This is a genomic window from Streptomyces sp. NPDC127177, from assembly GCF_042672475.1.
Taxonomy (GTDB): Bacteria; Actinomycetota; Actinomycetes; order Streptomycetales; family Streptomycetaceae; genus Streptomyces.
This window is the reverse complement of sequence record NZ_JBHXUW010000019.1, coordinates 23,423-47,860: the sequence shown is the minus strand read 5'-3', so window position 1 is coordinate 47,860 and position 24,438 is coordinate 23,423. Positions and strand designations below refer to the sequence as shown.

The following is a 24,438-nucleotide window of genomic DNA, read 5'->3' as shown; positions in this document are numbered from 1 at the left end:
CCTGGGGAACCCTGCGGACTTCGACACCACGCACACACCGGATCCGTCTCGCCGCAGGCCCAACGCCTCCGCGAACGGGGCCATGCCCGGCGTCTCCCAGTTCTCGCTCGCGGGTGTGAACCCCGCGGTCCGCCAGGAGCTCTTGTACGGGCTCAAGCAGCGCGACGACGCCGGGATCAACCTGGTCCCCCAGCGGGTACGCCGCATTGTGGCCGGCCTCCCCGCCGGACTCGGCTCGCTCCTCCACCTGGACGCCTCCTTCTCCTCCGGGCTTCCAGCTGCGGCCTCCGGCGTCCTGAACGGGGTTCTCCAGCACGTCCGTCGCGCACGCGTCGAGTTCGAGGGCACCGATCCGACCTCGGGCGACGTATGGGAGTGCGCTCTGATCGGGCTGACGGCAGGGCGTGGTCGCAAGTACACCGCTGTCCATGGCGACATCAACTTCCGACCGGTACGGCAGCGTTGGCTGCGGGAGCTGGTCAAGGAGTACGGCCGCACGGCACGCCCCAACGTCATGGACCTACGGCAGACCGTCTACGCGGCGACCATCGCGTCCTCCGCACTGGCAGGCCGCCCCCACGGGGATGATCCGGGGCTCCTCGCCATGGCCGACATGAATGCCGTAGTGGACCTGTTCCGGATCACCAAGCGTCCCGAGGACGGTCACGACTACTCCACCAGCCACCGCAGAGCCCTGCTCCGCCACTGGCGCACGTTCCTGGACTACGCCCGTCAGGCCGGGATGATGGACCACGTGCCCGGCGGGTTCGCGCTCAACCCCCGCTTCCACAGCATCGCCGCCGTGGAAGTGACCGAAGACGATCTCGGCCGTGCGATCCCCGAGCACGTCATCGCCCAGCTCGACGCGCACCTCGGTCTGCTGGGCACCTCGACGGAGTACGCGAGCGGCGGCTGGGCGGCCGCCGACTTCGCGCGGATGTACCAGGTGGTCTACGTGGTCCTCCGGGACACCGGCCGCCGTCCGGGCGAAGTCACCAGCCTGCGCCGCGACTGCCTGGAGCGGGTCGACGGCAAACCGACGCTGATCTACGACAACCACAAGCGGCGACGCCACGGCCGTCGGCTGCCGATCTCGGAGAGCACCGCCCAGCTGATCGAAACCTGGCAGAAGGAGCTCGATGCGCTACCGGCCGTGCCGGCCTGCGCCCAGTGGCTGTTTCCCTCGCCGGGACAGCGCAACCGTCCGCGCCGCGGGCATCTGAAGGCCGCGCAGTTCTGCAACCGGATCTTCCGCGACTGGGTCGACGAGCTGATCCCAAACCTCTTGGACGACCGGCTCGACGAGGACGGGGCCCCGCTCGCCTACGACCGCACCGAGGTCGTCCCCTACGGCTTCCGACACTCGTACGCCCAGCGCCATGCGGACGCGGGCACTCCCCCCGACGTCCTGCGGGAACTCATGGACCACCGTTCGCTGGACGTCACCATGGGCTACTACAAGGTTTCCCTCAACCGAAAGCAGGAGGCCGTGCGCACGGTCGCGGCGCTCGCCGTCGACCGGCACGGAGCAACCCGCGGGTTCAGCGACCCCCTCGCCTACGAGGTGGAAAGTGTTGGGGTTCCCTATGGCGGCTGCACCGAGCCGAGCAACGTCAAGGCCGGCGGTGGGCACTGCCGCATCCGCTTCCAGTGCGCCGGGTGCGACTTCTACCGGCCCGATCCCTCCTACCTCCCCGCCCTGGAACAGCAGGTCGCGGACCTGCGGGCCGACAAGGAAGCCGCCCTCGCGATGGAAGCCGCCGACTGGGTCGTACGCAATCTCGATGACCAGATCCGCGCCTACTCGAAGTCGGCCGACGAGATGCGGCGAAAACTCGACGCGCTGCCCGCCGAGGAGCGGGCCGCCGTCGAATCCGCCTCACGCGAGCTGCGCAAGGCACGTTCGGCAGCGGCCTTCATCCCTCTGCAGGCACTGACGACACGGAGCTCCGAATGAGAATCCCTGCTACTTCCGGCGGCAACGACCGGAACGCCCGGGTCGAGCGCCTGCGCGTCAGCCGCGCCAAGGACAGCGAAGACAAAACAAAGCGTGCACTCGACGCCGTGGATGACCTTCTCCGCTCGGGGCGACGGATCACCGTTGCTCAAGTGGCACGGGATGCCTCGGTTTCCACGTGGTTCGTCTACAACCGGCCTCAGGTGCACCAGGCCGTTCAGGACGGCATCTCCGCCCAGCGAACGCGAGGTCGTCAGAACTCCCACACTCCAGAAGCGTCCCAGGTATCTCCGGCCGGGTTACGGACGGACCTTGCACTGGCCCGCGAAGAGATCAAGGACCTCAAGAAGGAACGCGATCGGCTCCGTAGCCGGGTCAGGCTCTCTCTCGGCGCCGAGTTGGAGGGCGTGAACCAGCACCAGCTGATCGAGCGGGTACAGCAGATCGAGCAGCGGAATACCGCGCTGGAGCAGGCGCTGTCAGAGGCCAGGGATCGGATCGCCGACCTGGAGGGCCAACTGCGTGAGGCGGAGGACGACCTCACCGCCGCGCGAGCCAGTCTGCGCCGTGCCATGCGGGCTGTTCCGTCCCCATAGCTCGCGTTCCACCACCTGCGGCTGTCCGGCTTGAGTGCCGTCCGCCGGACAGCCGAAAAGCCGGAATCAGAATGGGGGATCGTTGATAAGCGAGCCGGTCCAGACAGGTGAGACCGGCTCGGAATCGCGCTGCTGAAGGAGCGCGACGGCGTCGTTGGCGCGTCCCAGGTCAATGAGGTAGCCAGCGAGTTCGTTGCTGTTCGCGGAGGCGTGCTGTTCGAGAACGGCAACAGCCTCCTCGGTGCGTCCGGCACCAGCGAGCAACTCAGCAATGTGCGGCGCCGCGTACGAGGTGGCCCCCTCGGGGTGGGAGAGGGCCTGAGCGACCGCTACGTCGACGCCGTCGCGGGCAGCGATCAGCGGCAGCCGCATCCAGTACAGATCCCATTCCTCCTCGCACCCTCGGGCGGCGGCGAGGGCGTCGAGGTGCGCCAGGCCGTCTTCCAGGCGGCCCTGTTCGAGGCACAGGTTGGACCACGTATGCAGGATCCAGTCGTCCCCGTTGTGGGCCTCGGCCAGGACTCGCATCACATCGACCGCTTCGCCCCCTCGGCCATGCCGTGCCAGGAGCTCCGCCAGTCGCACCGTGCCGTGGCACCGGAAGTCCTGCGAGTCGCCCGGTCGGCGGTACACGGCGATCGCGCCTTCCACGTCGCCACGCTCCTCCAGTGCCTCAGCCAGACGCTGCGAGGCGTGACCGAGGTGATCGGTCACCGCGTACGCGCGCAGTTCCTCGATCCGATCATGTCTCGCCAGTAGGTCGGCCAGCTGATCCCGGTTGTTGACCGAGGTGATGCGCCGGGTGCGCAGCAGGGCGATCGCTTCATCGACGCGGCCCTGGCGTTCGCGGATCGTGGCAAGCAGCTCGATCGCTTCGTCGGGGCCGAGACCGTGGCAGCACCATGGACCGTCACAGCGGTGCTGGTCCGGGATTCGGGCAGCCAGCAGCGGGGCGACGTCTTCGTCCCGGCCTGCTCCTTCGGCGATGTCGACCAGAGCCGCGGCAAGAAGGCGGTCCTCGATTCCGGCGCTCAGCCGAGTAACCGCCTCGTCCGTACGCCCGTGCCGCGCCAGCAGGCGCGCGAAGTACTCCAACGGAGGCCCTCCCGTGCTCGCGTACGGCAGGGCCAGCACGATCGCTTCCTCTGCCTGACCCCAGCTGTCCAACAGCTCCGCCTGGACCTGGGCTGCCGGCCACCAGCCAGTGGCAACGTACGGAGAAAGCACCTCCAGCGCCTCGGCCTGCCGTCCCTGGTCGCCGAGCAGCTGCACCCAGGCCCGCGCGCAGAACCATTCCCCGCGACGGGCTTGGACCTCTACCTCTTCACTGTGGCCGGCCTCAAGAAGCCGGGAGACCAGGAGTGGAGGAATGCAGCCGGACAAGGTCCGGGCCTGACGGTCGAGAGCGGCAGCGTCCATGACTGCGAACCTTAGCCACCACGGCCGAGAGTGACCCCGCGCCCCGGGGCCGGGACAGCCATGGGGATCCTGTCAGCCCTGGCACTGTTCCAGCATCATGGCCTTGTCCGCCGTTGTCACCGGGAGTTCGTACTTGTCAGCGACCTGCGCGAACCGCACCGCGTACGAGCACCGGATCTTCTTGTTCGGCGGCAGCCAGGACGCGGGCCCCGAGTCCCGCTTCGCCGAGTTGGCGCGGCCTTCGACAGGAAGCAGATTGAGCACGTCGTTCGCCAGTTGCCTGCGCTTGCTCTCCGGCCAACGGGCGGCACCCAACTGCCAGCTGTAGGACAGCGGGACCACGTGGTCTATCTGCACCTCGGTGGCCTTGGCCTTCTTCCAGGCGATCTCCTTGCCGGTGTACGGGTCGTACAGGTTCATCGCAACGACCACGCAGTCGGAACCAGAGCGGAACTGCACGTGTTGCCCATGGAGTTTCAACAAGTCATTCCGCGTGTCACAACCGTTCCTCGCCAGCGGCACCCCATCCGCCGTGTCCATCCACGCGTAGCCGAACTTGTCACGCTCGTAGCCCGTCTTCGGCCCACGCCCCTTTGTGGTGAGCCCTTGGATGAGCTTGCGTGCGTCGGCCTTGTCCGCTTCCGACGTGAGCGCGGCGAGCCCCGGCTTCGTCCCGTCGGGGTTCGCCAATGGGCTCACCACGCGGCCGGCGGCGGTATCCGGTCCGGATCCTGCGGCGGTACCGCCTGACTCCAGTTCGTCACAGCCGGTGCCCAGTGCGGCGGCAATGGCGGCCGCAATCACGACCTTCGTCCCGCCTGTCCGCAGGATCCTGTGACTCATGTGCCTCTCACTACGCACAGCCGACCACTCCCTGCATACGCTGCGAGAACAGTCCCATCACGGCGCGAACCATAGAGATAATGCGGGTGTCGCAACCGTTGCGGGAGAGCGGTATGCCGTCGACGGAGTCCTTCCAGGCGTACCCGAACTTGTCCCGCTCGTAGCCGGTCTTGGGACCACGCCCCTTGGTGGCCACCTTCTCGATGACCTTCCGTGCCGCCGCCCGGTCCGCGTCGGAGGTGAGGGGCGCCAGTCCCGGCTTCGTACCGTCCGCGTTGTCGAGCGGGCTGGCACCGAACCCGGTGGCCGCCCCACCGCCGTTCGCGCCGGCGCCCGGCGACTCGGCACCGGACGTGATCTTCTCGGGGTCACAGCCGGCCAGGGCCAGCACAACGGCCACGCCGAGGGCGGGCACCATCGCTCGATACGCGCGGGGAGATATCACTCGTAGCCGTCCTGACGGGGAGAAAGCCGAACCAACCCGGGAATCCTACGGATGTCTTCCCCGCCCGGACGCATCCATGACCGATGTTCGCCACGGATGCGTTCCGGATCACATGGTCCGGCCGTTCTCAGTCAGCCCTGAACTCGTACTGCAACTCGTACAGATGGCCCGCCTTGACCATGACGGTCGCCTCGATCGGGCGCTCGTCGTCGGTGTACACGACACGCAGGGTGCGCAGCACCGGCAGGTCACCGGGTAGCCGCAGCGCCTCGTACTGGTCCTGAGTGGGCACACGTGCGGAGACCCGGTCGACGCTCAAGCGGGGTGGGTGCCCCAGCTCCGCGAGCAGGCTCGGCGTGCCGCCCGGGATCTTTCGGGGTTCCGTCATCGCCGAGCCCCGGGCAATCTCCAGCGGGTAGTAGGACGCGACCAGTTCGACCGGCTCGTCATCCACCACGAGAAGTTGCCGCCGCAGGAGCGCGGTGCCGGACGCGGGGAACCGAAGCGCCTCGGCGACATCCGCGGGCGGCTCGACCTCGGCGACTTCGAGGAGTGCGGTGCGGGCGCGAGAACCGTTCTTCGAGGTCTCCGTCAGCCAGCGGTAGGGCTCCCCACTGCCCGCCGGAGCCATGTACGAAGCCGGACGGACGGTGCGCTGCCGGTGGTCCCGGACCGTGACGGCGGAACCCGCCCTGCCGATCACCAGTTGTTCACCCTTGAGCAGTTGCAGGGCTTTCTGCACGGTCGCGTTCGAGGCGTCGAAACGCTCCTTCAGGTGCACGGTGGACGGCAGGCTGGCTCCCGGCGCCAGGTCGCCGGACATGATCTCGTCCCGCAGGTCGGCCGCGATCCGCTCGTGCAGAGAACGGCGGTCCGCAGCTCCCGCGTCCGGTCCGGTCACAATCATCCGATCCTGATCTCGTACCGCAGTTCCTGGCCTCGCGGCGACATCACCATCACGTCGGCCTGAATGGGCCGGTCGCCCTCGTCCAGTGTGAGCCGCGTCAGTTCGAGTACCGGCTCATCCGCCGCCAGGGACAGAACCGCCCGCTCACTCCCGGACGGCATGCGGGCCACCACGCACTCCTGTGCCCGCACACCTGTGAAGCCTAGGTCGGACAGCAGCCGGACGGCACCTCCACGGATTTTCCCCGTCCCGGCCAGGCCCGTGCCCCGGGCGATCTCCACCGGATAGTAGGTGTCGGTCAACTCGCACGCCTCACCGTCGAGATACATGATCCGCCGGCGCTCCACCACATGGCGCCCCCGCTCCAGCCGGAGCAGATCGGCCACCCGGTCGGGGGCGATCACCTCTCCGGCCCGAACTATCCGCTGCGTACCGCTTCGCCCGGCGGCCGCCGCCTCGGCCCCCCAGGCATCGCCACCGCCCTGAGCAAGTGGCGTCAGGTACCGGGCGGACGTGCCGGCCCGCTCACTTTCACCCATGGCCTTCTCCTTCGCAGTCGACGCCCGGGGCCCCGCCGAAGCACACGGTAAGCGACGCGGGCGGACTCCCCAAAGGATACCTTGCCGCTTTTCGCGAATAGCAGTACGGTGATCGCGTTACGGCCCACGAGCAAGGCGGTGAACCACCGTGTCTCTGTCGCAGCAACGGCGTTTCCCCCGACGGCGCACTTCCGTCGGTGCCTCACGCGACTTCGTCGTCAGTGTTCTCACGGAGTGGCGGCTGACGTCGCTGGTCGAAGACATACGGCTCTGCGCATCGGAGCTGGCGACCAACGCTCTCCTTCACGGCGTTCCGCCGGGGCGGGAGTTCGCCATCCGTCTGCGCACGACGGAGGAGTTCGTGCACCTTGAGGTACGGGACAGCGGCAGCGGCCGGCCTGTGGTGCGGCGGCATGAAGAGGGCCACTGTTCAGGGCGCGGGTTGTTCCTCGTCCGCGAACTGGCAGCGGAGTTCGGAGTCGATCATCACGTAGTCGGCAAGACCGTGTGGACGACGTTCAGGAAACCTGCCCCGTCCTGACCACTGGCACCCCGTCGGCCCCGCCGGATGTCCGGGGGGGCCGACGGGCGAGGCCGGTCAGGCCCTATGAACCCAGGATCGTCGTCAGGAACTCCCCGGTCCAGGAGAGGAGTTCGCGACCGACCACCGGCTTGCCGCCGATCCTTCCGGCCGTGGGGCGCGGGACCAGGATCTGGTGGAGGGCCGGCTTGATGATCGTCTTCGGGTAGAGGCGCTTCAGGCGCAGCTCCTGCGATTCGCGCAACTCCACCGGGGCGAAGCGGATGTTCGGGCCCTGGAGCACGATGTCGCCGACGCCGCAGGCGCGGGCCAGCATGCGCAGGCCCGCCACCAGGAGGAGGTTCTCGACCGGCTCGGGGAGCTTGCCGTAGCGGTCGGTGAGCTCCTCGCGGACCGCCCTGATGTCGTCCTCCGATGAGGCCGAGGCGATGGCGCGGTAGGCCTGGAGGCGCAGGCGCTCGCCGGGGGCGTAGTCGTGCGGGACGTGCGCGTCGACCGGGAGCTCGATCTTGACCTCCAGGGGCGGTTCCTCCTCCACCCCGCCTTCGAGGGAGGCCCGGTAGTCGGCGACCGCCTCGCCGACCATGCGGACGTACAGGTCGAAGCCGACGCCCGCGATGTGGCCGGACTGTTCACCGCCCAGGAGGTTGCCCGCGCCGCGGATCTCCAGGTCCTTCATGGCCACGTACATGCCCGCGCCCATCTCGGTGTGCTGGGCGATCGTGGCGAGGCGCTCGTGGGCCGTCTCGGTGAGCGGCTTCTCCGGCGGGTAGAGGAAGTAGGCGTAGCCGCGGTCGCGGCCTCGGCCCACCCGGCCTCGCAGCTGGTGGAGCTGGGAGAGGCCGAAGTTGTCGCCGCGCTCCACGATCAGGGTGTTGGCGTTGGAGATGTCGATGCCGGACTCGACGATCGTCGTGGAGACCAGGACGTCGAACTTCTTCTCCCAGAAGTCCACCACCACCTGTTCCAGGGCCTGTTCGGACATCTGGCCGTGGGCGGTCGCGATCCGCGCCTCGGGGACGATCTCGCGCAGCCGGGCGGCGGCCCGGTCGATGGACTCGACGCGGTTGTGGATGTAGAACGTCTGGCCCTCGCGGAGCAGTTCGCGGCGGATGGCCGCGCCGATCTGCTTCTCCTCGTAGGGGCCGACGAAGGTGAGGACCGGGTGGCGTTCCTCGGGCGGGGTGGTGATCGTCGACATCTCGCGGATGCCGGTCACCGCCATTTCGAGCGTACGGGGGATGGGCGTCGCGGACATGGTGAGGACGTCCACGTTGGCGCGGAGCTTCTTCAGCTGCTCCTTGTGCTCGACGCCGAAGCGCTGCTCCTCGTCGACGATGACCAGGCCCAGGTCCTTGAACTTCGTCTCGGACGAGAAGAGCCGGTGGGTGCCGATGACCAGGTCGACGGAGCCCTCGCGGAGGCCTTCGAGGGTCGCCTTGGAATCGGACTCCGACTGGAAGCGGCTCAGCGCCCGTACGTTGACGGGGAACTGTGCGTACCGCTCGGTGAACGTGCCGTAGTGCTGCTGGACCAGGAGGGTCGTGGGGACGAGGACGGCGACCTGCTTGCCGTCCTGGACCGCCTTGAAGGCCGCCCGGACCGCGATCTCCGTCTTGCCGTAGCCGACGTCGCCGCAGATCAGCCGGTCCATGGGGACGGACTTCTCCATGTCCTCCTTGACCTCGGCGATGGTGGTGAGCTGGTCGGGCGTCTCCGCGTACGGGAAGGCGTCCTCCAGTTCGCGCTGCCAGGGGGTGTCCGGGCCGAAGACATGGCCGGGCGCCGCCATCCGGGCCGAGTAGAGCTTGATCAGGTCGGCGGCGATCTCCTTGACGGCCTTCTTGGCGCGCGCCTTCGTCTTGGTCCAGTCGGCGCCGCCGAGCCGGTGCAGGGTGGGTGCCTCGCCGCCGACGTACTTGGTGACCTGCTCCAGCTGGTCGGTCGGGATGTAGAGCCGGTCGCCGGGCTGGCCGCGCTTGGCCGGGGCGTACTCGACGAGCAGGTACTCACGGGTGGCGCCCTGGACCGTGCGCTGCACCATCTCGATGTAGCGGCCCACACCGTGCTGCTCGTGGACGATGTAGTCGCCCGTCTCCAGCGTCAGCGGGTCGATGGTCTTGCGGCGGCGGGCCGGCATCCGGCCCAGGTCCTTGGTGGCGGTGCGCTGGCCGGTCAGGTCCGTCTCGGTGAGGACGGCGAGCTTGAGCTCGGGATCGACGAAGCCGTAGTCGATGGCGCCGCAGGAGACGTGGACGAGGGACGGCGTGATCTCCCCCAGGTCCGCGTCGAGGCGGGCCGGGATGCCCTCGCCGCCCAGCACCTCGACGGTGCGCGAGGCGAGGCCCTGCCCCTCGGTGACGTACACCGTGCGCCAGCCTTCGGCCAGCCACCCCTTGGTGTCGGCCAGTGCGCGTGCGGTGTCGCCGCGGTACGCCTCCGGGGCGTGCATCCGGAGCTTGAGGGTGTCCTCGTCGAGATCCTCGTCGGCGGCGAACGGGGAGATCGACCACCACATCATCTCCAGCTCGCGGGCCCGGTCGCGGACGTCCGCGATGCCCCGCAGCGAGGCCGCGCCGACGTCGATCGGGGCCACTCCGCCGCCCGCCGTGGCCGCCCAGGAAGCCTGGAGGAACTCCTGGCTGGTGGCGACCAGGTCGGTGGCCCGGGTGCGGACCCGCTCGGGGTCGCAGACCACGGCCATCGAGCCCCGGGGCAGCACGTCGATCAGCAGTTCCATCTCGTCGACCAGGACCGGGGCGAGGGACTCCATGCCCTCCACCGCGATGCCCTCGGCGATCTTGTTGAGGAGCTCGCCCAGCTCGGGGTGGGCCTCGGCGAGTGCGGCGGCCCGCTCGCGGACCTCCTCGGTCAGCAGCAGCTCGCGGCAGGGCGGCGCCCACAGCCCGTGCTCGGCGATCTCCAGCGACCGCTGGTCGGCGATCTTGAAGTAGCGGATCTCCTCGACGTCGTCGCCCCAGAACTCCACCCGAAGGGGGTGCTCCTCGGTCGGCGGGAAGACGTCCAGAATGCCTCCTCGCACCGCGAACTCGCCGCGCTTCTCGACCAGTTCGACCCGGGAGTACGCGGCGGCGGCCAGCGCCTCGACCGTCTCGCCGAGATCGGCGCTCTGCCCGATCCGCAGCGCCACGGGCTCCAGGTCGCCCAGCCCCTTGACCTGCGGCTGGAGCACGGACCGGATCGGTGCGACGACGACGGAGACCGGCCCCGTCTCCGGATCGTCCTGCCGCGGGTGCGCCAGGCGCCGCAGCACGGCCAGCCGCCGCCCCACGGTGTCGGACCTGGGCGAGAGCCGCTCGTGCGGCAGCGTCTCCCACGACGGGAACTCCGCGACCGTGTCCGGCGGCAGCAGCGTGCGCAGCGCCGCCGCCAGGTCCTCGGCCTCGCGCCCGGTCGCGGTGACGGCGAGCACGGTCCGCCCCGCGTCCCTGGCCAGCGCCGCCACGGCGAAGGGCCGGGCCGCGGGCGGTCCCACCAGGTCGATGTGCATCCGGTGGCCGTCCCCGGCGGCCTTCACCGCTTCGGACAGAGCCGGGTCACGTACGACGACATCCAGCAGACCGTGCAGGCTCATGAAGACTTCCGTCCGGGTAACGAGGGCGAGATCTGGCAGCCGGCTGCTGCCAGGGGCAACGCGAAGGGCCCGACACGCGCTGAGGGGCGGTTCCGGCTCGACCGGCTCACCACCCCCGGGGCGGGCCGGGGTGCTGTCCAGCGTACGACCCCGCTCGGACAGCCGCTCCCGCAACCGGCACCGGGGCCGCCCGGCCCCGCTCTCCCGCGCCCCGCGGGGCAGACGAATCCGGCCCCGGGCGTTTGGAGGAACGCCCGGGGCCGGAACCCTCAGTCTATGTGGACGGCCGCCTCACCCGTCCGTGGCGATGGCGTTCAGGACGTTCATCCGTCCCGCCCGGAAGGCCGGGACCAGGGCCGCGAAGAGCCCGACGAAGGCCGAGGCGACGAAGACCGTGATGATGGTCGGCCACGGGATCTCCAGGACGTCGAGGCCCTCCAGTGCCAGCAGCTTCTGGGCCGAGGTGCCCCAGCCCATCCCCAGGCCGAGGCCGAGCAGGGCGCCGAACAGGGCGATGACCACGGACTCCAGCCGGATCATCCGGCGCAGCTGGCGGCGGGAGAGGCCGATGGCGCGCATCAGACCGATCTCACGGGTGCGCTCGACGACGGACAGAGCCAGGGTGTTCACCACACCGAGCACCGCCACGATGATCGCCAGGGCGAGCAGACCGTAGACGATGTTCAGCAGCTGACCGATCTGGTCCTTCAGGTCCTGCTTGAAGTCGGCCTGGTTCTGCACCTTGTACTGCGGGTAGTCGGCGAGCGAGCCCTTGAGCGCCGCGTACGCCTCCTTCTCCTTGCCGTCCTGCGCCTTGGCGAACATGATCATGTTCTTGGGCATCTTGTCGGCGGGTACGTACTTCTCGGCGGTCGTGGTGTTCAGGTACATCGCGCCCTGGTCCACGTTCGTGTCGTCCGAGGTGATCGCGGCGACCTTCAGCTTCGCCGGGTCGCCGGCCTTGAACGCGACGGTGATCGTGTCGCCGACCTTGATCCCGTGCGCGGTGGCGTACTTGTCGCCGACGGACATCGCGTTCCTGCCGTAGGCGGCGGGCAGCTCACCCGCGACGGTCTCGCGCCGCAGATCCTGCGGGTACGTCGGGTCGGCGGCGGTGACGTGCTCGTCCGTCGTCGAACCGTCGGGGCCGGTGAGCTTCGCGGCGAGGACCTTGTAGTTCGTGACGTGCTCGATGCCCGGTGCGGTCTCCAGCGCCTTCGCGGCCTGCGGCACGATCAGCTGTCCGGTGGAGGACTGCACGATGAAGTCCGCGCCCACCGACCTGTCCAGCTCGTCGGTGGCCGAGGCGACCATGGAGGAGCCCACCACCGAGAGGCAGGCCACCAGGGCCAGGCCGATCATCAGGGCCGCGCCGGTCGCACCGGTCCGGCGCGGGTTGCGCAGCGCGTTGCGCTCGGCCAGCCGGCCGACCGGGCCGAAGAACCTGAGGACGGCCACGCTGAGCGCCCGTACGACGACGCCGGCGAGCAGCGGGCCGATGACGATGAAGCCGATGAGGGTGAGGACCACGCCCAGGCCGAGGAAGAGCGAGCCGTCGCTCGACTTGTCGGCCTGCGTGGTCGCCCACAGCGCCGCCGCGCCCGCCCCGGTGAGGACCAGGCCGATTCCGGCCCTGATCCAGCCGGACTTGGCGTCCGCCGGGGACCCGGAGTCACGCAGTGCGGCCATCGGGGAGACCTTGCCGGCCCGGCGGGCCGGGATGTACGCGGCGAACACGGTGACGATGACGCCGAGCGCGAGCCCGATCACCGGGGTCGTCCAGGCGATGGTGAGGTCCTGGGTGGACAGCTCCATGCCGATGGCGCCCATGACCTTCATCAGACCGACGGCGAGGCCGACGCCGGCGGCGACACCGAGGACCGATCCGACGATGCCCAGGAGCACCGCCTCCAGCAGCACGGACCGGTTGACCTGCTTGCGGCTGGAGCCGATGGCCCGCATCAGGCCGATCTCGCGGGTCCGCTGGGCGACCAGCATCGAGAAGGTGTTGACGATCAGGAAGATGCCGACGAGGAAGGCGATCCCGGCGAAGCCGAGCATCGCGTACTTCATGACGTCGAGGAACGAGCCCATGGAGTCCTTGTTGGACGCCGCGGCCTCCTTCTGGGTCTGGATGCTGTACGCGGTGGAGCCGTCCAGGGCGGCGGCCACGTTCTGCTTCAACCGGACGTCGCTGTAGCCGTTCTCGGCGGTGACGGAGACCTGGGTGAAGACGTCCGGGCCGCCGAGCAGCTTCTCCTGGGCGGTGGCCGTGTCGAGGTAGACGATCGCCGCGCCCGGGTTGGTGACCTTGAAGGCGGCGATGCCGCTGATCTTCGCCCTGATGTCGCCGGTGACCGCGATGGTGCGCAGCTCGTCACCCATCTTCAGGTGGTGCTTCTCGGCGGTGTCGGCGTCGACCATCACCTCGGTCGGGCCGCGCGGGGCGTGGCCGGAGGTGATCTCCATCGAACGCAGCTCGTTCTGCGTCCAGTTGCCCGCGATCGTGGGGGCGCCGGTATCGGAGCCCATGTTCTTGTTGTGGCTGTCGACGACCGTGACCGCCATGCTGGAGATGGAGCCTTCGGCCTTCTTCACCCCGTCGGCCTTCTCGACCTGCGCGACGACGGAGGCGGGCAGCGATTCGGGCTTGCCGTTCTCGGGGGTGTCGTCGACCTTGGCCGACTTCGGGCTGACGGTGACATCGGCCGCGGTGGCGGCGAAGAGCTTGTCGAACGTGGTGTTCATCGTGTCGGTGAAGACGAGCGTGCCGCAGACGAACGCCACCGACAGCAGGACGGCGACGGCGGAGAGCGCCATTCGCCCCTTGTGCGCGAAGAAATTGCGCATCGAGGTCTTCCAGACGGTCATGACGTCCGCCCGCGTGCGTCGAAGTCCTTCATCCGGTCCAGCACCTGGTCGGCGGTCGGGTTGAGCATCTCGTCGACGATGCGCCCGTCCGCGAGGTACAGCACCCGGTCCGCGTAGGAGGCGGCCACCGGGTCGTGGGTGACCATGACGATGGTCTGGCCCAGCTCGTCCACGGACCTGCGCAGGAAGGAGAGCACCTCCGCGCCGGCCCGCGAGTCCAGGTTCCCGGTCGGCTCGTCACCGAAGATGATCTCCGGCTGGGCGGCGAGCGCCCGTGCCACCGCGACCCGCTGCTGCTGGCCACCGGAGAGCTCGGTCGGCCGGTGCTTGAGCCGCTCGGCGAGGCCGACGGTCTCCACGACCTGGCGCAGCCAGACGGCGTCCGGCTTGCGGCCCGCGATGTCCATCGGCAGCGTGATGTTCTCCAGCGCGTTGAGCGTCGGCAGGAGGTTGAACGCCTGGAAGATGAAACCGATGCGGTCGCGGCGGAGCTGGGTGAGCTTCTTGTCCTTGAGGCCGGTGATCTCGGTCTCGGCGAGGTGGATCTGACCGGACGTCACGGTGTCCAGGCCGGCCAGGCAGTGCATCAGCGTCGACTTGCCGGAGCCGGACGGGCCCATGATGGCCGTGAACTGCCCGCGGGCGATGTCCACATCGACATGGTCGAGCGCGACGACCCGGGTCTCCCCCACCCCGTACGCCTTGACGACCTGCCGCGCTCGCGCAGCGACGGCCGTACGCCCTCCAGTGCCCCCGTGCCTGGGAATGGTTACAGCCGTTGTCACGGTTTCTCTCCTATGTCGGTCAGCGACGAGTTGTCGCTGTCTGCTCCGAAGTCTGCTGGCTGGAGGGTGTCCGGCGCGCTGGTGCCCGGCGCAGTCTTCGGGTGGGGTTTTCCCCACCCCGCCTCCTGCCGGCAGCCGCAATCGCGGTGTGTGGACCACGCTACGGAGAGGGCGGTACCGGCCACGTCCTCCGCCGGGAGGAACGGTCCCTGGCCCGAAATAGGGAGCTCCCCCTAGGGGGCTGGACCCCTGGGTGGAAGGGTTTCTCAGGGGGTCGTCCCACGGGTGCACACCGCTGGGTGGGCATCCCTCGCCGACCGGGCGAAGGAGCCCAGCTCAGGGGCGGCTCTGCTTCCGGCGTACCGGGCCGGGCGCTGTCGCGGTACGAACCCTGGGGCCCAGGGCCGCGCGCAGGACCGGGGTGAGGGCGGAGCGGGCCTCGGCCGGGGTGAGGGCGGCGGGGGTGGGGAGCGGATTGAGGTAGCGGGTGTAGATGAGCCCGCCGAGGACCGTCACCACGGCGGTGGCGCGGGCGGTCGCGTCCCGGCCGCCGAGAAATTCAACAAGCCGGCCCAGCAGCTCGCGTTCCAGGTACTCGCGGATCGCCTCGGCGGCCTCCTCGCCCCCCGAGCTGAGGCGGCGGAAGTCGGCGTCCTCCCACAGGTCCGTCACCGCGTCGATCAGCCGGCCGGGAAGGGTGGCCGGGTCACCGCCGAGCACTTCGTCGACCGCCAGCGCGCTGACGCACTGGAACTGCATCACATCGGCGAACAGGCCCTTCTTCGCACCGAAGTGGTACGCGATCAGGGCCGGGTCGACCCCTGCGGCCCCGGCCACCGCGCGCAGGGTCGTGGCCCGGTAACCGCGCTCCAGGAACAGCGCGCGGGCCGCCAGGACGATCGACTCGCGGGTCGGCGGATTGCCGCGCGGGCGGCCTCGGGGGCGGGCTGGGACGGGAGCGGCGATATTCATCGACGTTGAGCCTGCGTTCCGTGATCGGCACAGTCAAGGGCGTTCCGGCCGACACACGAAGGGATGACCGCCACCATGCCGATCACGACCCCCGGCGCCAACGGGCCGACCGGCCCCGCACTCGGGCTCGGCCCCGTGGCGCGGAGCTTTCTCGCACTCCCCCGCACGGCGACCTTCACCACGCTGCGCCCCGACGGCACCCCGCACGTCGCCCCCGTCCGCTTCACCTTCGACGCGTCCACCGGGCTGGCCCGGGTGACCACCAGGGCCGGGGCCCGCAAGGCCCGGAACGTGTCGGCGGGCGGGCCGTCGGCCCGGGTCTCGCTCTGCCAGGTGGACGGCTTCTGCTGGATCACCCTGGAGGGACGGGCCGGGGTGAGCGAGGACTCCGCGCGCCTGGCCGAGGCGGTCCGCCGTTACACCGACCGGTACCACGACGCCCCGCCCACCCCGCCGGACCTGGTCGTCGTGGAGATCGCCGTCGACCGCGTCCTGAGCCTCAACCTCTGAAATCCGCCTGCCCCGAACCCCCTGCCGAAAGTGATGTGACTCCGCGATGCCCAGCATTCCCGTCCTCGACTCCGCCATCCACTACCGCGAGTCCGGCGACCCCGACGGACTGCCGTTCGTCTTCCTCCACGGCAACCCCACCTCCTCGCACCTGTGGCGCAACGTCCTGCCGGGCGTGGCCGCGCCCGGCCGCCGGCTGCTGGCCCCCGACCTCGTCGGAATGGGTGACTCCGGGAAGCCCGAGCTCCTCTACTCCTTCGACGACCACGCCCGGTACCTCGACGCCTGGTTCGACGCGCTCGGTATCACCGAGGCCGTTCTCGTCGGCCACGACTGGGGTGGTGCGCTCGCCTTCGACCGCGCCGCCCGCCTCCCGGAGGCCGTCCGGGGGATCGCCTTCACCGAGACGGTCGTCAAGCCGCTGGTGGGTGACGAGTTCCCGGCGGCCGGCCGTGAGTTGTTCACGCTGCTGCGCACTCCGGGGGTGGGCGAGGAGATGGTTCTGGAGAAGAGTCTGTTCATCGAGGGGCTCCCGGACACACTCGCCACCCCGCTCGCCCCGGCCGACCTCGATGCCTACCGCCGCCCCTTCCCCACCCCGGAGAGCCGCCGCCCGGTACTGGCGTGGACGCGCATGATGCCGCTGGACGGCGAGCCCGCCGATGTCGTGGCCCGCATCGAGCGCTACGACGCCTGGCTGGCCGCCAGCCCCGAAGTACCCAAACTCCTTGCCGCGTTCGAGCCGGGGCCGGGTGCGATGACCGACCGGGGGGCGGTGGCCTGGTGCGAGGCGAACATCGCCGGTCTCGACGTCTCCCACCACGGGGTGGCCGGTCACCACACGCCGGAGGACCGCCCGCTGGAACTGGCCGCGGCCATCGACGCCTGGGCCGGGCGCCACGGGCTGCGGCGTCCGTAGAGGTCCGGACGGCCCGGCGGGACCACGGACGCGGCCCCGGCGCCCGCGCCCGCGCCGACATCACCTGCATGGCGGGTACCGGCGGGGGCCGCATCACCGCCCATCGGCGCTGATCGCGGGTCCGGGCGGACCATGTGCGGTTGCGGGTGCGGACCGGATGCAGGGAGATGAAGAGGCGCAGGTCCCTGCGCGCCGCGCAGCCGGTCGGCCGGTTCGCGTGCGTGCCACCGGCACGGCACGTGGAACCCGGCAGACCGCAGAGCAGAAAAGGAACAGAAGACATGCGAAACACCGCAGCCGCACTCAGCCTCACCGCCGCCCTCCTCCTGGCCCCCGCCGCTCCCGCGCTCGCTCACACCGGCGCCACGCAGCCGGGCATCTCGGTCGCCGCCGCGCCGACGCCGACCACCGAGCCCAGTAATAGCGGCGACAAGGACAAGAGCAGCGGCGGCTGGGGCCTGTGGGGTCTGGCCGGCCTCCTGGGCCTGGCGGGCCTGATCCCGCGCAAGAAGAAGGAGCAGAACGTCCCGCGCACCCGCGGCACCGGTACGGTCACCGACCCCACCAGCGGTTCGCACCCCACGGACCCGCGGAACCCGCGGAACTGACCCGGACGGCCCACCGCGTGGCCCTCGGCATCCGCGGCCCCACCCGGACCGGCGTACCGACGCCGAACGGCCCGGCTACCACCCCCACGGGGTCGCAGCCGGGCCGTCGCCGTGCGGAGACGCGTGCCGGGGTCAGCCCGTGGCCGCGGCGACCTCCGGCACGGCATCCGCGTCACTCTTGGCGCCGGGGGCGGCGGCTCCGCGCACGGCCGGGATGAACGACGCGATCACCACGGCGACGACGGCGACACCGCAGCCGACGATCAGGCCGGTACGGAACCCGGCCTCGGAGGTGAAGTTGTAGCCGGCGGTCTCCGTGGTCATCTGTGAGAGGACCGCGCCGATCACGGCCGCACCGACCGACGTGCCGAGCGAGCGCATGAGGGTGTTGAACCCGTTGGCCGCGGCCGTCTCGGAGATCGGGACCGAGCTCATGATCAAGGCGGGGATGGAACCGTAGGCGAGGCCGACGCCGCCGCTGCTGACCATCAGGAACAGCATCAGCCCCCAGGCGGAGCCCATGAGGACGAGCCCGACCAGATAGGCCGCCGCGATGACCAGCACACCGGAGATCAGCGTGAACTTGGGTCCGCGGGCGTCGATGAGCTTTCCGCCGAACGGCGAGACGATCATCATCATGAGGCCGCCGGGAGCCATCCACAGGCCCGCCTGGAGCATCGACTGGCCCAGCCCGTAGCCGGTCGTCTCGGGGAACTGCAGCAGCTGCGGGGCGATCAGCATGCCCGCGTACATGCCGAAGCCGACGAAGAGGGACGCGATGTTGGTGATGAGCACGCGGGGGCGGGCCGTGGTGCGCAGGTCGACCAGCGGGTCCTTGGTGCGCAGTTCCCAGTAGCCCCAGACGAGAAGCACCACGACGGCGCCGGTGAACAGGCCGACCGTCGTCGTGGAGGTCCAGCCCCACTCGGCACCCTTGGAGACGCCGAGGAGCAGGCAGACCAGGCCGACGGCCAGGCCGAGGGCGCCGGGCACGTCGAAGCGCTGCCCCTTGGCACCGGCCGGGACATCCGGGATCAGGAACCAGATCAGGGCGAAGATGATGAGGGCCAGCCCGGCGGAACCCCAGAACAGCACCCGCCAGTTGGCGTACTGGGCGACCGCCGAAGCGATCGGCAGGCCGAGGGCGCCGCCGATGCCGAGGGAGGCGCTGACCAGGGCGATGGAGGAGCTCATCTTCTCCTTCGGCACCACGTCACGCAGCAGGGCGATGCCGAGCGGCACCATGCCCATGCCCATGCCCTGCAGGCCGCGCCCGACGATCATCGGGACGACCGAGGAGGCGAGCGCGCACACCACCGATCCGATGAACAGCGGTACCGCGCACACGAGCAGCATCCGGCGCTTGCCCAGCAGGTCGCCCAGCCGTCCGGAGACCGGCACGCACACGGCCGAGACCAGCAGGGTGGCGGTGATCACCCAGGTGGCGTTGGAGGACGTCGTGTCGAGGAGCTTCGGAAGCTCCGCGATGAGCGGGGTGACCAGGGTCTGCATGACCGCCGCCACGGTGCCGGCGAAGGCCAGCGTGGCGACCACACCGCCGGATCTGGCTGTCGGCTGGGGGGCATCCATGAGAAGGAACTCCTAGGGGTCGGGACTCGTCCACCGGGTAACGATGTGCATCGTACATGCCTGATGCGTCATACACACCATGTGTCCTGTGCATGCTGCGTGAGACCATGAGCCGGCGTTCGGAACCCGGAGCGCATTCGATCCCGGCGCACCCGCAGGAGGCCGCAGGCATGGTCAGGCCCACGGACCAGGTGGAGTACGAGCAGATGCTGCTCGGGCGTCATGACCTCGCCTGTCACGGCGGTGGACGGCACAGGTACGCCCTCATGGAGCGCAGCGCCTACATCCTGCTGAGCCGCATCAGGGTCCAGGGCCCCATGTCCAACGGCGAACTGAGCGAGGCCTTCGGCCTCGACGCCTCCACCCTCAACCGCCAGACCGCCGCGGCGACACGCGCCGGGCTGGCCGAACGCATCGCCGACCCCGCGGGCGGCATGGCCCGGAAGTTCCGTATCACCGACAAGGGCGCCAAGCTCCTCGACGAGGAGCGCGAGCGCGTCGTGCGCTCCCTTGACCAGGTCATGAACGACTGGCCGGACGAGGATATAGCCGCCTTCGCCGACTACCTCAAACGCTTCAACAGCGGCATCGAGCACCTCTCGAAACGCCCCTGGCCACGCCCCTGACTCCGGCCGGCCCCGTGGCGTGCGGCCCCCTCAGCCCTCCGCGGACCCCGTACGCCCCGTGAGCGCCGCCAGCGAATTACGTACGTGCGCCATGTGCGCATGCAGTTCCTCGCGGCCCTCCTCGTGCTCCCGCAGGATCCGCTCGGTCTCCCGCACCATCCGCTCCTCACGCGCCCGCGCGGCCGCGACCAGCTCCGCACCCCGGGCCTCGGCATCCTCCTGACCGTGTCGTGCGGCCTGCTCCGCCTCGGCCAGCTCCCGGCGCGCCCCGGCAAGAGCGGCCTCCGCCCGCCCGGTGAGCTCGGCATGCTCCGCGGACTGCGCCGACCCGGCCTCCTCGATCTCCTGCCCGGCCGCCTCCCACCGCTCGGCATGCTCCTGCTCCTGGTGCGCCAGCACACTCGCCGTACGGCTGCGCGTGGCCTCCAGCGCGGCTTCCGCCTCCTCGCGCACCGCCGCAACCTCCAGCCGGGCCGCGGCCAGCGACTCACCGGCCGAACCCTCGGCAGCGGTCAGCAACCGCTCGGCACGCTCCACCGCCGCCGCCCGCATCGCCTCCGCATCCGCACGCGCCGAATCGCGCACGGCCCGCGCCGCCTCCGCCACCGCGTCCCGCAGGGCCTGCCCCTCCTCCAGCGCCGCACCCCGCACCGCCTCCGCCTCGCCCTCGGCGAGCGCCAGGATCTGCTGCGCCCGCTCCCCCAGCGACGCGTAGTCCTGCGGCGGCAGCACGGCGACCGCCTCCGCCAGCCGGGCGGACTCGGCGACCAGCTCATCCGCCAGCGCCGCCAGCCGCGCCACCCGCTCCTCGACCTCGTCCCGCTCCGCCGACAGCGCGGCCACCATCCGGTCCACCTGCTCCGGACGGTAGCCACGTCCGCGCACACCGACGAAGCCGTGCGCGGACACCGGTGCAGAACTCATCCTTGACGCCTCTTTCCGACTCTCCGACCCGACCATCGAGTGATAGGTCAAGGATGCGGCAATTGGCTGAGAAGTCGGAATCGTTTGGATGCTTTCAGGACCGAAGCGACGGGCATCACAGACGCCAAAGGCGTGGTACCCCGCCCTCAGCAGGGAACGAGGCACCACGCCCAACGACGTACTACGGGTGTTCGACGATCAGATCAGGCCGTCCCACATCTGCTCCAGCAGCACCGACCACCAGCTCTCCGGTGACGCGAGCGCCGCCGGGTCCAGCGCCACGAGCTGCGCCTGGAAGTCGACCGTCCAGCGGCCCGCCTGCTCCGGATTGAGCCCGTACCGCAACCGCCACATCCGCCCCAGCAGGGCCAGTGAACGGGTGAACTCCGGCAGCCCGGTGTTCACGAACTGCGGCGGCACCGGCTGCCCGCCCGGCCCCGCCTCCACCGGCACGGCCACGATGTTCGCCGTCCCGTACTGCACGCAGATCGCCCGGCCGAAGTCCGAACCCATCACCAGGTACGACCCCGCGTCGGGCGCCGCCTGCACCTGCCGCTGCGCGGCCAGCTCCGCCAGCGTCGGCACCACCGGCTGACCCGGCTGCGCCCAGAAGAACGGCCCGAAGTCGGCGGGCAGCCCCGCCCACACCAGGGTCCGCGCCACGGCCTCCGGCACACCCTGCCGGGAAACCGCCCGCTGATCGAAACGCAGCACACCCTGCGGACCGAAGGTCTGCAACAACTCCTCCGCCACCGCCTCCGGCGGCACCGGCATCGCGGGCGGCGACTGCGGCAGCGGCGCCCGGACCGGCGCCGGACGCGCCGGACCGTCCGCGACCTGGTGCAGCTCGCCCTGATGGGTCAGCAGATGCTGCATGCCCTGCTGCCGGCTCGCGTGATCGGTGCCGTACGGGGCGACACTGGTGATCCGCACCTGCGGCCAGGTCTCCCGGATCATCCGGGCACAGTAACCACCCGGCAGCTCACAGGACTCCAGCTCCGTGTGCAGCTCGATGACCTGCTGCGGCGGCACGTTCATCGCCCGCAACTCGTGCAGCATCTGCCACTCGGGGTGCGGGGTACCGGGCGCCGAACGACGGATCAGCTGCTGCTCGCTGCCGTCCGGCCCGCGGTAGCGCAGCACCGCCTGGTATCCGGGCCCCACGGTCGGCTGACCGGCCGGCGCCTGCGGATACCCGTATGCCTGCGGCGGCGGGGTGTGCCCGGGCGGCGGTACGGGACCGGGGGCGCCACCCATCGGCGGAGGCGGCGGACCAGGAGGACCGGGCGGCGGCGGAGCCGACGGGCCGGTCTGGGCCGGACCCGCGAGCATCGTCGCCGCATGGTGCACACCGCCACCGGGGGGCGGCGTCGAACCGGGCGGAGGCGGCGGACCGGGAGGGCCGGGCGGCTGCGGAGCCGACGGGCCGGTCTGGGCCGGACCCGCGAGCATCGTCGCCGCATGGTGCGCACCCCCACCGGGGGGCGGCGTCGAACCGGGCGGAGGCGGCGGACCGGGAGGACCCGGAGGCGGCGGAGCCGACGGTCCGACCTGACCGGGCGACGCGAACATCGTCGCGGCCTGGTGCACATCGCCACCGGGCGGCGGCGTCGGCGCACCCGGCGGGCCGGGCGGCGTCGGCGCACCGGGCGGGCCCTGCTGCGGGGCGAGCTGCGTCGGCATGTACCCGCCCGCCGGGGCACCGGGCGCACCCGGCCCCGAAGGCGGCGGGGCCTGCCCCGACATCGCACCGGGAACGCCGGGGGCGCCCGGCGGCGGCGGAGTCGTCGAACCCCCGCCGCGGGCACCCCGCGGCGGCACCGACGCCTTACTCGTGGCCTCCTCCGAGATGTCCCCGGAGCGGTCGGGACCGGGGCCGCCGTGCACGGGAGCGCCGGAGGGACCCGGAACCGGGGCTCCGGGACCATGCGGGTCGAGACCGGGCACGATCGCCGTCCGGGGCAGCTGGCTGCCGCCCGACATCAGCGCGGTCGGCGCATCGGCCGACACCACCCTCGGCGGTTCGCCCTCGTCGTCCGCACCGGAGAGCGGCGGCGCGAACACCGTGGCCGGCAGCGCCACCTCCCCGTCGTCGGAGCCCGCGTTGGTATCGGTCCCCGCCCACGGCGTGGCCCCGACCGGCGTCTGCGGCGCCGACGCAGGAACGCCGGCATAAGCGGTGGGCTCGTACGCGCCCCGTCCCTCCGACGGAGCGGAAGGAGAGGGAACGGGCGGAGGCGCCGCCGGGGCGGCGGGCGCCTGCTCCCCGGACCCCTCCGCGCGCCGGTCCGGGATACCGAGCTTGTCCGCCGCCTCCTGGAGCCACTCCGGCGGGCTCAACAGGAACGACGTCTGATTCAGATCAATGCGCTGCGGCGGCTCCGGAGCCGGCTGCCCCACGTCCGGAGCGCCGTACTCCTCCTCGTACCGCCGGATCACCTCACCGACCGGGAACCCCGGCCACAACGTCGCCTCACCGCTGTCCCTGGCGATCACCAGCCGCTGCCGGCCGCCGTCCGACACCGGGCCCTCGGCGCGGTCCTCGGCCCACACCACGAAACCCAGCTCGAACTCCCGCACCCGCACCTCGCGGTGCTGGTACCCCGGGACATCGCCGTTGACCCACTCGTCCGCGCGCTCCTGCGCCTGCGCAAAGGTCACCATCGCGCGCTCACCCCTCCACCGGGACGGCGTGCGCGAAGCCGCCGTCCACCATCAGATTCGCGACCGTCTCCAGCTCCGGCGGATTGCCCGCGAGCCGCTGCAGAAAAGCGTCGAAGTCCGTACCGCACGGCAACAACAGCCGATCCACCCGGTCCTGGACGCTCCAGCCGTCCTGATCCCGCGCGTCGTCGTACGCGCAGAACCACACCGAACCGATGTCCCGGCCCCGCACCTTCACCGCGAGAATGCCGCCCTGGACGAAACCGACCCCCAGGTAGTCCTTGGTCAGGTGGTCCCGCAAGCACTTGTTGACGTACACCAGGTCGTTCACGGCGGCCTCCTCGCGCACCGTGAAGAACGGCTGGTCGACCAGCAGGCCCAGCTCCGCGTCGAGCGCCGCGCCGACCGGGGCCGAACCGCCCGCCGCCTTCAGGAACGAACGGTACGCACCGGGCAGCCGGTAACCGAGGTCCTCCTCGACACCCTGGATCTGCTGCTCGCTCACCGCCACGGCCCCCTTCGGGAGCCGGAAGTGCGCGGGCCGGGTCTCCTGCAGCGGACGCGTGCCCCGCTTGTTCTGGTCCACCGCCGTCGTCGCGAGCCCGCCGTGATGGCGCAGCAGCGCCTTCACCTCGACCGGCACCAACTCCATCCGCCGGCCACCGGGCACGTGGTGCCAGGTCCAGCCGTGCGGGGTGGCGACCGCCGGAATCGTGTCCCACAGTTCGTGGCCACTGGCCGCCAGCGCCGCGTTCGCCGACACGTAGTCCGTGAGCCGCAGCTCATCGATGCCGAAGCCCTGCGGGGGCTCGGCGATCTCGGCGGCGGCACGCGCGTACGGCGCGAACTCCGGACAGCCGTTCCCGTCCATGCGCACACCTCTGGGGTGGCGGGACGCCCGGACCGGATCCGGGAAGTGCACGAGCTGCCCGGCGTAGGCCCCGTTCGGTGGCGCGGCTTGCTGCCCGAGCCGACCTGTCGTCATGGCGGTTGCCCCCTGCTGCGTCTGGCTGATGAGGACCGACCTGCCCATGGGGGCGGTCCAGGCACAGCCTATGCGGTGCCGCAAGAGCGGGGCCCGCGCCTCCGGTTCCCGGCCGAATCCGTCACGAACGGTCACGGCCGCG

General features: G+C 70.7%; 19 protein-coding genes and 1 pseudogene. 7 read left to right on the top strand and 13 right to left on the bottom strand.

What is annotated here, in order from left to right:
- Positions 1-82 precede the first annotated feature (82 nt).
- Together ACFVJX_RS14340 and ACFVJX_RS14335 are read left to right on the top strand one after the other, a co-directional pair.
- Positions 83-1,957 (top strand): tyrosine-type recombinase/integrase, encoded by a 1,875-nt coding sequence (locus ACFVJX_RS14340; RefSeq protein ID WP_384125834.1) that lies wholly within the window; start codon positions 83-85, stop codon positions 1,955-1,957.
- A complete protein-coding gene (locus tag ACFVJX_RS14335; protein ID WP_384125837.1) occupies positions 1,954-2,553 on the top strand; it encodes a DUF6262 family protein in 600 nt (199 codons plus the stop codon). The genes ACFVJX_RS14340 and ACFVJX_RS14335 overlap by 4 nt, the downstream gene beginning before the upstream one ends.
- Positions 2,554-2,619: 66 nt before the next feature.
- On the opposite strand, the gene ACFVJX_RS14330 is transcribed toward ACFVJX_RS14335, so the two are convergent.
- The 5 genes and pseudogenes from ACFVJX_RS14330 to ACFVJX_RS14310 all read right to left on the bottom strand — a co-directional run bounded on the left by ACFVJX_RS14330 (position 2,620) and on the right by ACFVJX_RS14310 (position 6,706).
- Positions 2,620-3,972 carry a hypothetical protein gene (locus ACFVJX_RS14330; RefSeq protein WP_384125840.1) on the bottom strand — a complete coding sequence of 451 codons (1,353 nt, stop codon included), beginning with the start codon at positions 3,970-3,972 and terminating at the stop codon, positions 2,620-2,622.
- A gap of 72 nt (positions 3,973-4,044) precedes the next feature.
- Positions 4,045-4,815, bottom strand: coding sequence for an HNH endonuclease family protein (locus ACFVJX_RS14325; RefSeq protein ID WP_384125843.1), 771 nt, complete (start codon positions 4,813-4,815; stop codon positions 4,045-4,047).
- A gap of 82 nt (positions 4,816-4,897) precedes the next feature.
- A pseudogene (locus tag ACFVJX_RS14320) lies at positions 4,898-5,260 on the bottom strand (HNH endonuclease); the annotation flags it as partial.
- A gap of 127 nt (positions 5,261-5,387) precedes the next feature.
- The gene (locus ACFVJX_RS14315; RefSeq protein WP_384125849.1) at positions 5,388-6,167 is read right to left on the bottom strand and encodes a GntR family transcriptional regulator; all 780 of its coding nucleotides are present in this window, start codon (positions 6,165-6,167) and stop codon (positions 5,388-5,390) included.
- Positions 6,164-6,706 (bottom strand): UTRA domain-containing protein, encoded by a 543-nt coding sequence (locus ACFVJX_RS14310; protein ID WP_384125852.1) that lies wholly within the window; start codon positions 6,704-6,706, stop codon positions 6,164-6,166. Before ACFVJX_RS14310 ends, ACFVJX_RS14315 begins: the two co-directional genes overlap by 4 nt.
- 148 nt (positions 6,707-6,854) lie before the next feature.
- Between ACFVJX_RS14310 and ACFVJX_RS14305 the strand changes: the two genes are divergently transcribed.
- Complete coding sequence (locus ACFVJX_RS14305; RefSeq protein ID WP_384125854.1) at positions 6,855-7,247, top strand: ATP-binding protein; 393 nt, start codon at positions 6,855-6,857, stop codon at positions 7,245-7,247.
- A 64-nt stretch (positions 7,248-7,311) separates the two neighbouring features.
- On the opposite strand, the gene mfd is transcribed toward ACFVJX_RS14305, so the two are convergent.
- The 4 genes from mfd to ACFVJX_RS14285 all read right to left on the bottom strand — a co-directional run bounded on the left by mfd (position 7,312) and on the right by ACFVJX_RS14285 (position 15,470).
- Entirely contained in the window at positions 7,312-10,842 is a 3,531-nt protein-coding gene (gene mfd, locus ACFVJX_RS14300; protein ID WP_384125856.1) for a transcription-repair coupling factor, read from the bottom strand.
- 291 nt (positions 10,843-11,133) lie between these two features.
- Complete coding sequence (locus ACFVJX_RS14295; protein ID WP_384125859.1) at positions 11,134-13,713, bottom strand: ABC transporter permease; 2,580 nt, start codon at positions 13,711-13,713, stop codon at positions 11,134-11,136.
- Entirely contained in the window at positions 13,710-14,498 is a 789-nt protein-coding gene (locus ACFVJX_RS14290; protein ID WP_384125861.1) for an ABC transporter ATP-binding protein, read from the bottom strand. The genes ACFVJX_RS14295 and ACFVJX_RS14290 overlap by 4 nt, the downstream gene beginning before the upstream one ends.
- A 336-nt stretch (positions 14,499-14,834) precedes the next feature.
- Positions 14,835-15,470, bottom strand: a complete 636-nt coding sequence (locus tag ACFVJX_RS14285; RefSeq protein ID WP_384125864.1) for a TetR/AcrR family transcriptional regulator — start codon at positions 15,468-15,470, stop codon at positions 14,835-14,837.
- 75 nt (positions 15,471-15,545) lie between these two features.
- On the opposite strand from ACFVJX_RS14285, the gene ACFVJX_RS14280 reads away from it, so the two are divergent.
- From ACFVJX_RS14280 to ACFVJX_RS14270, 3 genes are all read left to right on the top strand, one after another.
- A complete protein-coding gene (locus tag ACFVJX_RS14280; RefSeq protein ID WP_384125934.1) occupies positions 15,546-15,980 on the top strand; it encodes a pyridoxamine 5'-phosphate oxidase family protein in 435 nt (144 codons plus the stop codon).
- Positions 15,981-16,026: 46 nt separating this feature from the next.
- Entirely contained in the window at positions 16,027-16,899 is an 873-nt protein-coding gene (locus ACFVJX_RS14275) for a haloalkane dehalogenase (protein ID WP_384125867.1), read from the top strand.
- A gap of 281 nt (positions 16,900-17,180) precedes the next feature.
- A complete protein-coding gene (locus tag ACFVJX_RS14270) occupies positions 17,181-17,507 on the top strand; it encodes a WGxxGxxG family protein (RefSeq protein WP_384125869.1) in 327 nt (108 codons plus the stop codon).
- Between the two features lie 132 nt (positions 17,508-17,639).
- On the opposite strand, the gene ACFVJX_RS14265 is transcribed toward ACFVJX_RS14270, so the two are convergent.
- Positions 17,640-19,097: an MFS transporter gene (locus ACFVJX_RS14265; protein ID WP_384125871.1), complete on the bottom strand. Its 1,458-nt coding sequence runs from the start codon at positions 19,095-19,097 to the stop codon at positions 17,640-17,642.
- A gap of 170 nt (positions 19,098-19,267) precedes the next feature.
- Here ACFVJX_RS14265 and ACFVJX_RS14260 point away from each other — a divergent pair, with 170 nt between their 5' ends.
- Positions 19,268-19,723 (top strand): MarR family winged helix-turn-helix transcriptional regulator, encoded by a 456-nt coding sequence (locus ACFVJX_RS14260; protein WP_384125874.1) that lies wholly within the window; start codon positions 19,268-19,270, stop codon positions 19,721-19,723.
- A gap of 30 nt (positions 19,724-19,753) precedes the next feature.
- Here ACFVJX_RS14260 and ACFVJX_RS14255 read toward each other — a convergent pair whose 3' ends face one another.
- The 3 genes from ACFVJX_RS14255 to ACFVJX_RS14245 form a co-directional block, all read right to left on the bottom strand.
- Positions 19,754-20,647: a cellulose-binding protein gene (locus ACFVJX_RS14255; protein WP_384125877.1), complete on the bottom strand. Its 894-nt coding sequence runs from the start codon at positions 20,645-20,647 to the stop codon at positions 19,754-19,756.
- Between the two features lie 198 nt (positions 20,648-20,845).
- Positions 20,846-23,311 (bottom strand): SUKH-4 family immunity protein, encoded by a 2,466-nt coding sequence (locus tag ACFVJX_RS14250; RefSeq protein ID WP_384125880.1) that lies wholly within the window; start codon positions 23,309-23,311, stop codon positions 20,846-20,848.
- Positions 23,312-23,318: 7 nt separating this feature from the next.
- A complete protein-coding gene (locus tag ACFVJX_RS14245; RefSeq protein ID WP_384125883.1) occupies positions 23,319-24,296 on the bottom strand; it encodes an SMI1/KNR4 family protein in 978 nt (325 codons plus the stop codon).
- Positions 24,297-24,438 lie beyond the last annotated feature (142 nt).

Bases quoted from the DNA above. Each gene is read 5' to 3' on its own strand.
- ACFVJX_RS14340 (WP_384125834.1), top strand. From the start codon at position 83: ATGCCCGGCGTCTCCCAGTTCTCGCTCGCGGGTGTGAACCCCGCGGTC.
- ACFVJX_RS14335 (WP_384125837.1), top strand. From the start codon at position 1,954: ATGAGAATCCCTGCTACTTCCGGCGGCAACGACCGGAACGCCCGGGTC.
- ACFVJX_RS14330 (WP_384125840.1), bottom strand. From the start codon at position 3,972: ATGGACGCTGCCGCTCTCGACCGTCAGGCCCGGACCTTGTCCGGCTGC.
- ACFVJX_RS14325 (WP_384125843.1), bottom strand. From the start codon at position 4,815: ATGAGTCACAGGATCCTGCGGACAGGCGGGACGAAGGTCGTGATTGCG.
- ACFVJX_RS14315 (WP_384125849.1), bottom strand. From the start codon at position 6,167: ATGATTGTGACCGGACCGGACGCGGGAGCTGCGGACCGCCGTTCTCTG.
- ACFVJX_RS14310 (WP_384125852.1), bottom strand. From the start codon at position 6,706: ATGGGTGAAAGTGAGCGGGCCGGCACGTCCGCCCGGTACCTGACGCCA.
- mfd (WP_384125856.1), bottom strand. From the start codon at position 10,842: ATGAGCCTGCACGGTCTGCTGGATGTCGTCGTACGTGACCCGGCTCTG.
- ACFVJX_RS14295 (WP_384125859.1), bottom strand. From the start codon at position 13,713: ATGACCGTCTGGAAGACCTCGATGCGCAATTTCTTCGCGCACAAGGGG.
- ACFVJX_RS14285 (WP_384125864.1), bottom strand. From the start codon at position 15,470: ATGAATATCGCCGCTCCCGTCCCAGCCCGCCCCCGAGGCCGCCCGCGC.
- ACFVJX_RS14280 (WP_384125934.1), top strand. From the start codon at position 15,546: ATGCCGATCACGACCCCCGGCGCCAACGGGCCGACCGGCCCCGCACTC.
- ACFVJX_RS14275 (WP_384125867.1), top strand. From the start codon at position 16,027: ATGCCCAGCATTCCCGTCCTCGACTCCGCCATCCACTACCGCGAGTCC.
- ACFVJX_RS14270 (WP_384125869.1), top strand. From the start codon at position 17,181: ATGCGAAACACCGCAGCCGCACTCAGCCTCACCGCCGCCCTCCTCCTG.
- ACFVJX_RS14265 (WP_384125871.1), bottom strand. From the start codon at position 19,097: ATGGATGCCCCCCAGCCGACAGCCAGATCCGGCGGTGTGGTCGCCACG.
- ACFVJX_RS14260 (WP_384125874.1), top strand. From the start codon at position 19,268: ATGGTCAGGCCCACGGACCAGGTGGAGTACGAGCAGATGCTGCTCGGG.
- ACFVJX_RS14255 (WP_384125877.1), bottom strand. From the start codon at position 20,647: ATGAGTTCTGCACCGGTGTCCGCGCACGGCTTCGTCGGTGTGCGCGGA.
- ACFVJX_RS14250 (WP_384125880.1), bottom strand. From the start codon at position 23,311: ATGGTGACCTTTGCGCAGGCGCAGGAGCGCGCGGACGAGTGGGTCAAC.
- ACFVJX_RS14245 (WP_384125883.1), bottom strand. From the start codon at position 24,296: ATGACGACAGGTCGGCTCGGGCAGCAAGCCGCGCCACCGAACGGGGCC.